The sequence below is a fragment of the Vibrio sp. 2132-1 genome, assembly GCF_033344315.1.
The window spans coordinates 1-629 of record NZ_JAWPON010000479.1 but is presented as its reverse complement, the minus strand read 5'-3'; the positions used below and the strand labels follow the sequence as shown (position 1 = coordinate 629).

General features: G+C 46.7%; 1 protein-coding gene. It reads right to left on the bottom strand.

The features are described 5' to 3' along the window. The coding region (locus R8N47_RS26155; protein WP_318186223.1) for a molybdopterin-dependent oxidoreductase at nucleotides 1–572 on the bottom strand (572 nt) is incomplete at its 3' end. Nucleotides 573–629: the final 57 nt, after the last annotated feature.

Here is a 629-nt window from a genome sequence, read left to right as displayed (position 1 = left end):
TAACCACCACACAGGTTCATCATACGTGCAACCAATGTCGCGCTCGGATCCCAGCTCTTAGTTACCGTACCACCCAAGGTACCCGTACCGTAGTTTAAGTAAACCGCGTCATTACCGTAGTCTTTAATGATGCGTTTTAGGTTGTCACCGATGAGGTCAAAGGCTTCATCCCAAGTGATGCGTTTGAACTTACCTTCACCACGTTTACCAACGCGAAGAAGTGGGTATTTCAAACGGTCTGGCGAGTAAACACGGCGACGCATAGAGCGACCACGCAAACAAGCACGAACTTGATGATTGTGGTTATACACATCATCACCCGTGTTATCGGTTTCTACCCATTTGATTTCACCGTCGACCACGTGCATACGAAGCGGACAACGAGAACCACAGTTTACGGTACATGCCGACCAGACAATTTTTTCATTGGGTTTTGCTGGCGTTTCTTTGGCAACCGCTTTAGTTGCAAACGGGAGAGAAAGCGCGTTTCCTGCTAGCGCTAGAGCGCCAAGAGCAGAACCACCCTTTAAAGCATCACGCCGAGTAATATTAAACTTACCATTTTGACTCATGGTTTTTTCCTAAGTGCATTTAAAATTGGGAGTGGCGCTTAATTAATAACAAGTGGG